An 8,933-nucleotide genomic window follows, 5' to 3' on the forward strand; every position below is an offset into this window, starting at 1 on the left:
GACCCAGCGAAAGGACAGTCCTTACACCATCCATCACCTAGGGGCTGCCATGCGAACGCCGGCGCAAAACGCGGAACTGGCACTCTTGCTCGAGGTTGCAGGCACACCCAAACCGGGTAACGTCGACCGCCACCGTGATCTCGAGGAGCTGCGATTCGAACACTTTCTCGCGGGAACAGTCGGCGCCCGTGACGGCCTCGAGCTGGCCGAAAACGGAAGCGCGATCGGCCCAGCGTTCGAACGCGCGATCGAGGGGATGGCCGCACAGGGCGGGGGCAACACTCAGTTCGGGGCGCTGCTGTTGCTCGTCCCGCTGGTTCGGGCCGCCCGCAACGAGTGCTCACAGCCGATCGTCGAAGCCGTCTGCGAGGAGACGACCGTCGCCGACGCGGCCAGTTTCTACCGCGCGTTCGACCACGTCGACGTCTTCGTCGACGAGCCACCCACGGACATGGAACCGCTCGACGTGCGCCGCGGCAGCGACGCGATTCCCGCACTCGAGGACCGCGGCCTGACGCTGTTCGATGTGATGGGCCACAGCGTGCCGGGCGACGACGTCGCTCGCGAGTGGCTCACCGGGTTCGAACGGTCGTTTACCGCCGCCGAACGCCTCGCCGACGCCGACGGGCCGCTGACGAACCGCGCCGCGAACGTCTTTCTCACCTTGCTCGCCGACCGACCCGACACGCTCATCGCGAACCGACGCGGTGAGGCCGTCGCACAGGAGGTGACCGAACGCGCGGGCGAGCTGGTCGAACGGGATGCGCTCGAGACCGATCGGGACGCCGTTGAGGCCTTCGCTGACGAACTCGTCGAGCGCGGTGTCAATCCGGGAACGACGGCGGACATCACGGCAGCCGGACTGTTCATCGCCCTCGAGCACGAGGCGATCACCGTATGAGCGGCAAACGTGGTCGCGACGAGAGGGATGAGGCCGAACCCGCAAACTGGCCCGTCTCGCTGTCGGGTGTCACCGAGTCCATCGTGACGACACTCGGCCCAAACGGGCTGTGGAACGCCGCGCCGCTGGGACTGTTTGCCGACGACGGCGATAGCCCGATTACCGCGCGAACGTGGGGCAAGACCCGTACTCGAGGAAACTTCCATCGCCAGGGCGAGGGCTACGTTCAGTTCGTCGACGACCCCGTCGTTTTCGCCGACGCCGCGCTCTCGATCGTCGAGGACGAGGAGCCGATCCTCGAGTCCGCGAACGCGTGGACTCGAGTCACTGTCGAGTCGGTCGAGTCAGGCACCGACGACGGAACTGACTGGGAACGGTGGGCGCTCCGCCCCGTCGACTCCGAAATCCGGTCCGAGTGCGTGCCGACGATCGACCGCGGATTTGGCGCCGTCATCGAGGCCACCGTCGCCGCCTCGCGACTCGGCGTTGCAGGGTACGACGAGCAAGCGCTCCGCGACCGACTCGAGTACTGTGCGTCGGTCGTCGACCGCGCCGGCAGTCCACGCGAGCACGAGGCACTCGAGCGCGTGCGCGAACACTCGTCTTGGTGAACCGGAAATCGAGAGCAACAGTCCCCACCCTCGGCCGCGTCCGCAGGTTTATGGCGAAAGCCGCGGCCAAGCGAGGGCACATGGCACTTCACTTCAGACAAGCGACACGCGTCTACGGAAAGACGCTCCCGTTCGTCCTGCTCAGAATCGGCATCGGCTTGCTGCTTGGCATCGTTTCCGTGCTCTACTTCGGAGCCATCCTCTGGGTCGGGCACAGACTCCTCGAGGCAGGAACGATCTCCGGTTGGATCGCAGCGATCGGATTAGTCATCGCGATCGGGCTGTTCGTCTGGGGCTGGCGGCTGTTCAGCCGGTACGTGCTGTATCTGGTCAAAGCGGGCCACATCGCTGTCATCGCACACATCGTCGACACTGGTGAGGTCCCCACGAACCAACTCCAGTATGGCAAAGCCCAGGTGGCCGATCGGTTTGCCGAGGCAAGTGCACTGTTCGCCGTCGATCAGGTCGTCAAAGCCGTCGTGAAACAGTTCAACAGCGGGGTCGTTTCGTTCTCGAGGCTGTTCAGCGCCGTCCCGAGCCTGAAAAAGCTGATTCGACTCGTCGGCAAAGCGATCGCAATCGCAGCCAGCTACATCGACGAGGCGATCATCGCCCACATGTTCATCACTGACGACGACAACCCGTGGCGTTCGGCTCGAGATGGTGTCGTCCTCTACGGAAAAACCTGGAAGCCAGTGCTTGGCTCGACCATGCTGATCGTGCTCGGCCTGTACGCCGCTGCATTCGCCGTTTTGCTGGCGTTGACGCCGATTGCGAGCGTCCTCAGCGGTCTTTCGGCGACGGTCGAAGTTGCCGGCTGGGTCGTCGTTGGCGGCGTGTTTCTCACCGTCTACACCGGCCTCCTCAAGCCGTGGGTCAAGACTGTCGTGATCACCACGTTCCTCGTGGAATCGCGAGACAAGACACCCGACAGTGAGACGAGCGAACAGATCGCCGCACGCTCAGATCGATTCCAGGAACTCGTCGAGAAGGCCGACGGCGAGACGCCAGTCGACCAGCCCCACCAACCGAGCGAGCGCCCCGCACTCCAAAACAGTCTCTGACCGACACGCCACGGGGTCGGACGGCCCCTAATCGGATCGTCCGCAGCGCCGAAGAGAAGGCATTAAAAGCCTCTGGACGGAACCACACTGTATGGCAATCAAACCGGCCTACGTCAAGAAGACCGGGAACCTCCTGCTGGAACGGTACCCGGACGCGTTTACGACCGATTTCGAACAGAACAAAGACAGCGTCACGAAGCTCACCACCGTTGAGTCCAAGGGCGTCCGCAACCGCATCGCGGGCTACGTCACCCACAAGAAGAGCGCTCAGGTACCTGCGTAAGCACCTTTCTGCCTCGAGTTCAATCACTGTGAGCCGCCGGCTTTGAAGCTCTCGAGCCTGCAGTGCAAAGAAACGGTCAGCGGTGTCGAAGGTCTCGAGTCGTTAGTGGTCGAAGCCGGGTTCCATATAGAACGCGGCGACGAGCGCGACGATTCCGAGGAATCCCGCAAGCAGGAGACCGGCCGATCCAGAGAGAATATTCAATTCCGTCCCAACCAACGTCGATTCCTGGTAACCCATCCAGCCAATGACGACTGCGGTGAGGAAACTACACACCGAAAGCGCTGCAGCACCGGTCTGAAATCGGCTCTCGAACGGACCGACACCACTCGAGGTTGCTGTCGAGTTCGTCATCGGGACACCCCCGCATCCGACTGAGATCGAACCTGTTGTGCGTACATCGACCGATAGATTCCACTCCGTTTTCTTAACCTCTTCTATACCGCGGCTGGACTGTGCCACAGCGTTCCAACCGGACAGGGTATCGAACTGAATGAGTGATTGCCGACAGACTACCACGCAGCCGATCGCTATCACGCAATAGGCCACGTTGAATAGGGCTCTTGCCCCCCAACAGGAGAGGTTGGACAGACGGTGACGAGCGACGGAAACCCAAACGGTTTTGCAGTCGCAACTCCGACTCCCGGAAAATGGCAGTACGAGTTGGCGTTCTCGGTGCGACCGGTGCCGTTGGACAGCGACTGATTCAGCTTCTCGACCCCCACCCGGAGTTCGAGATTGCAGCATTGACCGCAAGCGAGTCGAGTGCCGGCAAGACCTACCGGCAGGCCGCCAAATGGCGCGCCAACAGCCCGATTCCGGACGACGTTGCGGCGATGACCGTCTCCGCAACCGACCCCGACGAGGTCCCCAGCGACGTCGACTTGCTGTTCTCCTCGCTCCCCTCGAGCGTCGGCGAAGCCGTCGAATCGGCGTTCTGTGAGGCTGGCTACGTCGTCTCCTCGAACTCCTCGAACGGCCGAATGGACGACGACATCCCACTCGTCATCCCAGAGGTCAACGCAGACCACATCGACCTGCTCGAGGTCCAGCGCGACGAGCGCGGCTGGGACGGCGCAATGGTCAAAAACCCCAACTGCTCGACGATTACGTTCGTGCCGACGCTTGCCGCGCTCGAGGAGTACGGCCTGGAGACCGTCCACGTTGCAACCCTGCAGGCCGTTTCAGGAGCCGGCTACGACGGCGTCACCTCGATGGAGATCATCGACAACGCGATCCCGCACATCGGCGGCGAAGAGGACAAACTCGAGACCGAGTCCAAAAAGTTGCTCGGCAGCTTCGACGGCGCAGAACTGACGCTCAACGACGTCGAGGTCGGCGCATCCTGTAACCGCATCCCAACGATCGACGGCCACCTCGAGAACGTCTTCGTCGAAACCGCGGAGGAACTCTCCCCAGCAGAGGCAGCCGAAGCCATGCGCGAGTACCCATCGGCCGACCTGCACTCCTCGCCTGACCAGCTGATCGAGGTCTTCGAGGATCCCGAGCGACCACAGCCACGCCTCGACCGCACCCTCGGCAACGGGATGTCGATCTCCGCCGGCGGTATCCGCGAGTCGACCTTTGGCCTGCAGTACAACTGTCTCGCTCACAATACGATGCGCGGCGCAGCTGGCGCCAGCGTGCTCAACGGCGAACTACTGCTCGAGAACGGCTACCTGTAACCCGGCCTCGAGAGACGCGTTTTCGTTCCGAGCCAAACAGCACCCGCACAGCGACAGCTGTCACACGATGGCATCGGCGTAAACTCAGCGACGACGACACTCACCGAAATCGATCCAACGCACGTTGGCAGCGTATACAACCGTGTTCGCTTTCAACAACAGGTATGCTTATGCTCCCCGTCATCTCCGACCCCGAATCGCTGACGACGCCATCTTCGACAGCCCAGACGGAGACGGCGTTTGACCTACTCACCGACCAGCGTCGCCGAGCCGTGCTTCGATATCTGAACGACAACGAGGACCCCGTTTCACTGTCCGATCTCGCCGATCACGTCGCACTCGAGGAACGAGACCAAGCAAGCGGCACGATCGCTGCCACCGGTGACGCGTTGTTGGGAACACGCCGGCGCATCGAACTCTCCCTTCGTCACGTCCACCTCCCAAAACTGGCGGCAGCTGATGCGGTTACCTTCGATACCGATGCGAACACCGTCTCGCTGTGTGAGACTGGCACTGCGTTGCTCGCGCAGTTCGACCATTGCAGGCGTGACTGAGCGAGCGACGCGTCGACACGGTGGGCCGTGGGCCTGATGTGCCTGGCCTCGTCTCAAGAGTCACCCTGTGGCAGAGCGACAACCGGAATAGATGCCTCTTTCACCAGGCGTCGCGCGACATCACCAGTGAGCAGTTCCGCGAGTCGGTTCCCTTCTCGAGCGGTAAAGACGACGGCGTCAGCGTTACGATCCTCGGCTTCACCGAAGATCCGTTCGACGACATCGGTTCCGTAGAGAACCGCGGTCTCGGCCGTTGCATCCGTCGAATCGAGTACCCGCTCGGTGCGCTCGAAGATGTCGTCGGCGTGCTCCTCCCGTTGCGATACCGATGCTTTGTCGATGCCGCCCCCCGCTTTCTCGATGACGTTGACGATGACAACCGAGCTGGTCGGTGTGAGATGCGAAGTGAGGGCTGCGGCCGTCCGTTCACCGTCGTCCGGATCCGCCGCGGGAACGATCACTGTTCCATCGAACGCGAGGCTCATTGTCGCCCCTCCACTCGAGACGTCGTCCAGTCGCATACACGCCGCAGAACAAGACCGAGCAATGGGGAGTGTTCCATACTCGAAGTTCGGACTGGCCGGTCAAAAAGCTGCAGTCTCTGCAACCAGACCCACACCGGTCGATGACGGTTCAGCGTATTACTTGATTCTCGAGTTCCGCGGTTGGATCCTCGGCAACGCGCCGAGCGTTTTCGGCGACGATATCCGCGAGTCGTTCGTAGTAGTTCGGCGTATGCCCTGCGTTGTGGGGCGTGATCTGGACGTTTTCGAAGGTCCACAGCGGATGGTCTTCTGGCAGTGGTTCGGGATCGGTGACATCCAGCGACGCGCCGCGGATCCAACTTGAGCGCAGCGCCTCGACGAGCGCATCGGTGTCGACGACCGGCCCGCGGGCAACGTTGACGAGGACCGCATCGGGGTCGATCGTGACGAACGCCTCGTGGTCAATCAGGCCACGCGTCGTCTCTGTAAGCGGACATGCGAGCACGAGATAGTCGGTTCGAGCCAGCGCCTCGTCGAACGCCGCTCCGTCGAAGCCGACGACCTCGTCGGTTGGGCCCCCCTTCTCTGGTGTGTATCGCACACCAATCGTTTCGACGCCGAACGGCTCGAGCCGTGCACACACTGCCCGGCCAATCGCCCCCAGACCGACGATCGTCACCGTCGAGCCCTGCAGCTCGTGGGCCTTATAATGACGCCACTCCCGGCGGCGTTGCTGGCGCGCACCGACGTGGAATCGGCGCGTAAACCGAAGGATCGCCCCCAGAACGTGTTCACCGATGTTCGGTCCGTGAACCCCTGAGGCGTTTGTGACCGCGACGTTTCGCTCTTCCAGTGTGTCAAGTGGCAGATGGCCGGTTCCCGCATAGGCACACGCAAACACCTCGAGTTCGGTGGCAGCCTCAAGCAGAGCCTCGTCAAGCGTCATGCCAGTGACAAAGCGTGCGCTCTCGATCGCCTCGCGTTCCTCGGCGGGCGTGCGTGCGAGTGTAACCGTCTGCTCTGGAAGCCGCTCGCGGATCGCGGCGGCGTACTGTTCGACCGGCATTCCGTGTGTCCCTTTTCGAAGCACCAACACGTCAGCCGCGTCGCTATCGACGCCGCCGTCGCTGCTCGCAACAGTTTCGACATCGCTCTCCGAGTCGGTCATGTACACTCCCTCGAGTGGGGCCATCAAAAACGTTCGTCTCGACCAACTTCTTCCCAGTTGTCGGTCTCTGAATCACAGGCGCAAACACCCTGTTTCAGGGTCGGGATACAGCGCCGTCACGGTCTCGTTTTCGTGTAAACCAACAGGTTATTGATGGGAACCGCCACCTGTGTGATTCGGGAAACCCTACCCTAATGAGCGGAGACGATACAATTTCTCATCTGAATTTCACGCAGTTTAATACGGCTGACGGAGTCCAAATGGAGTATGGAACGCGTTGATGTCGCGATCGTCGGTGGCGGTCCCGCGGGCGCATCCGCGGCCGAACGGGCCGCTTCCCACGGTGCTGAGACCGTCCTCTTCGAGCAGGGCGTCCCGCGGGAAGACCGCGATGGAATTGGCCCGGACTCGACCGACGCCGCCGGCATGCTCGACTATTGGATCGACATTATGGACTTCGACTATCGGGAGATTCCCGACGACGTCATCCACCGCGAGCTCGAGGCCACGGAGTTCATCGGCCCCAGCAGTGCCGTCGAGCTCACGACGACAGGTATGGATGCCACCTATCCGAAGTTTGGCTATACCTTCCACCGCGCACGCATGGACGACTGGCTCTACGAACGTGCGGCCGACGCCGGAGCCGATCTTCGCGTTGGGACCGGCGTCAAAGACCTCGAGACCGACCTGCGGGCCTCGAGTCCGAAGGGGCCAACCCACACGCTAACGCTTTCGAACGGCGACCAGCTCGAAGCACAGTACGTCGTCCTCGCCGACGGGCCACAGCGTCGGATCACCCTCGACGCACTCGACCAGTTCACTGCTCCCGGCCGCAGCGTCTCAGATCATCTCTCGCCGCCAAAAGCGAATCACATCGCCTATCAGGAGTACCGTGAGTTCCCCGCGGAGCTGTTCGAAGAATTCGAAGACACCCTCACATTCTGGTGGGGCTACATGCCCGGCGAAACTGCCTACCCATGGGTGTTCCCCAACGACGGCACGGTTGCCCGCGTCGGCCTGACGATGCCGATTGGCATGCAACTCGAGGACGTTGCCAACCCCAGTTCCTACGCACTGCTCGACCCCTCCGACGAGCAGCTGCCGTCGGGTTCGGAGTACATCAGCCGCCTGCTCGAACAGGAGTACGGCGACGAGTACAACATCGAAGACGACATTCCGATCGTCGAAAACCGCGGCAAGTCGAAGGGGACAGAGACGTATCCGATCTCCTCGACACGCCCGATCGAATCCCCCGTCGGCGCAAACATCGCCGTCGCTGGCGGTGCAATGGGGACGACGTCTGCGTTCCACGAGGGCGGGTACCACGTCGCCGTCCGAACGGGGAAAATTGCCGGCCGACTGGCTGCAACCGACTCCCTCGAGAGCTACAACGACATCTGGAAACAAGCTGTCGGCGATGAAATCCTTCGCAACGTCGCGTTCGCCGATATCGTCAAAGAGTACGAACCTGACGATTGGGACTGGGCATTCAATGTGATCAACGACATGCAGGGGACCAACTCCGGAAACGTCTTGTTCAATCAGCGCTACTCCGCCGGTCTCGATGCGTCGAAGATCCTGCTTGCCTACAAGAAGCGAAAATTCGCGCACCGAAACGGCAGCTACGTCCAGCTGCGAGAAGACGAGTACTTTTACTGACTCGAGTCAGACACGCTGCTGACTTCGAAACTGATCACCGTTTTGACTATCGATTCGGCCAGGTGAGAACACAACCGTGCTAGTGAGGGGGTCGCTCGAGCAGTGCTGTGTTCTCGCTGCTCATTGAAAGGGTTAAACGGCTCACGCTCTTAGCTCGGGTGCGTGCCTTTAGTCCCCGTCCGAGCAAACCCATTCGGGTGCGATGACAGTACGGCGAACCCGGGCACGCAACAGTAATTCGGTGGGCGTCGCCCACCCGACCGAGGAGTTCGATACTCCTCCGCCCGGCACGAGGGTTAGCCAGCCGACGCGGCATGCCGCCACGGGATGAGGCTGGACGTTAGTGTTCCGGGTGACACCGTTTCTGAAAGCATGAGCGGCGCATACCGCAAATGTCGTGACACGCGTTGTCACTGTTAATATAGTAACAACTGAAACTGTTTGCACACCGATCGCACAGCTATCGTGCGGTCGGGTGCACACTGACGTTCAGTGGCTACTATAAATACGAAAACCCCCAGTG

General features: G+C 61.7%; 10 protein-coding genes. 7 read left to right on the plus strand and 3 right to left on the minus strand.

Annotation, left to right across the window (positions count from 1 at the left end):
- The first annotated feature begins 49 nt into the window (after positions 1–49).
- The 4 genes from ACERJA_RS12070 to ACERJA_RS12085 all read left to right on the plus strand — a co-directional run bounded on the left by ACERJA_RS12070 (position 50) and on the right by ACERJA_RS12085 (position 2,859).
- Positions 50–901 (plus strand): triphosphoribosyl-dephospho-CoA synthase, encoded by an 852-nt coding sequence (locus ACERJA_RS12070; RefSeq protein WP_373608443.1) that lies wholly within the window; start codon positions 50–52, stop codon positions 899–901.
- Complete coding sequence (locus ACERJA_RS12075; protein ID WP_373608444.1) at positions 898–1,512, plus strand: DUF447 domain-containing protein; 615 nt, start codon at positions 898–900, stop codon at positions 1,510–1,512. The genes ACERJA_RS12070 and ACERJA_RS12075 overlap by 4 nt, the downstream gene beginning before the upstream one ends.
- An 80-nt stretch (positions 1,513–1,592) precedes the next feature.
- Positions 1,593–2,576, plus strand: a complete 984-nt coding sequence (locus ACERJA_RS12080) for a hypothetical protein (RefSeq protein WP_373608445.1) — start codon at positions 1,593–1,595, stop codon at positions 2,574–2,576.
- Positions 2,577–2,667: 91 nt separating this feature from the next.
- Positions 2,668–2,859: a 30S ribosomal protein S17e gene (locus ACERJA_RS12085; protein ID WP_006065795.1), complete on the plus strand. Its 192-nt coding sequence runs from the start codon at positions 2,668–2,670 to the stop codon at positions 2,857–2,859.
- A 102-nt stretch (positions 2,860–2,961) separates the two neighbouring features.
- On the opposite strand, the gene ACERJA_RS12090 is transcribed toward ACERJA_RS12085, so the two are convergent.
- The gene (locus ACERJA_RS12090; protein WP_373608446.1) at positions 2,962–3,213 is read right to left on the minus strand and encodes a hypothetical protein; all 252 of its coding nucleotides are present in this window, start codon (positions 3,211–3,213) and stop codon (positions 2,962–2,964) included.
- Between the two features lie 296 nt (positions 3,214–3,509).
- Here ACERJA_RS12090 and asd point away from each other — a divergent pair, with 296 nt between their 5' ends.
- A complete protein-coding gene (gene asd / locus ACERJA_RS12095; protein WP_373608447.1) occupies positions 3,510–4,544 on the plus strand; it encodes an aspartate-semialdehyde dehydrogenase in 1,035 nt (344 codons plus the stop codon).
- A 164-nt stretch (positions 4,545–4,708) separates the two neighbouring features.
- Entirely contained in the window at positions 4,709–5,098 is a 390-nt protein-coding gene (locus tag ACERJA_RS12100) for an ArsR family transcriptional regulator (RefSeq protein ID WP_373608448.1), read from the plus strand.
- Positions 5,099–5,151: 53 nt separating this feature from the next.
- Here ACERJA_RS12100 and ACERJA_RS12105 read toward each other — a convergent pair whose 3' ends face one another.
- Both ACERJA_RS12105 and ACERJA_RS12110 read right to left on the minus strand, forming a co-directional pair.
- Complete coding sequence (locus ACERJA_RS12105; RefSeq protein WP_373608449.1) at positions 5,152–5,583, minus strand: universal stress protein; 432 nt, start codon at positions 5,581–5,583, stop codon at positions 5,152–5,154.
- Between the two features lie 148 nt (positions 5,584–5,731).
- Positions 5,732–6,751, minus strand: a complete 1,020-nt coding sequence (locus ACERJA_RS12110; protein WP_373608450.1) for a D-2-hydroxyacid dehydrogenase — start codon at positions 6,749–6,751, stop codon at positions 5,732–5,734.
- Positions 6,752–7,018: 267 nt separating this feature from the next.
- Between ACERJA_RS12110 and ACERJA_RS12115 the strand changes: the two genes are divergently transcribed.
- Positions 7,019–8,410 (plus strand): NAD(P)/FAD-dependent oxidoreductase, encoded by a 1,392-nt coding sequence (locus ACERJA_RS12115; protein WP_373608451.1) that lies wholly within the window; start codon positions 7,019–7,021, stop codon positions 8,408–8,410.
- Positions 8,411–8,933: the final 523 nt, after the last annotated feature.

Origin of the sequence: Natronorubrum sp. A-ect3, from assembly GCF_041821125.1 — an archaeon.
Classification (GTDB): Archaea; Halobacteriota; Halobacteria; order Halobacteriales; family Natrialbaceae; genus Natronorubrum; species Natronorubrum bangense.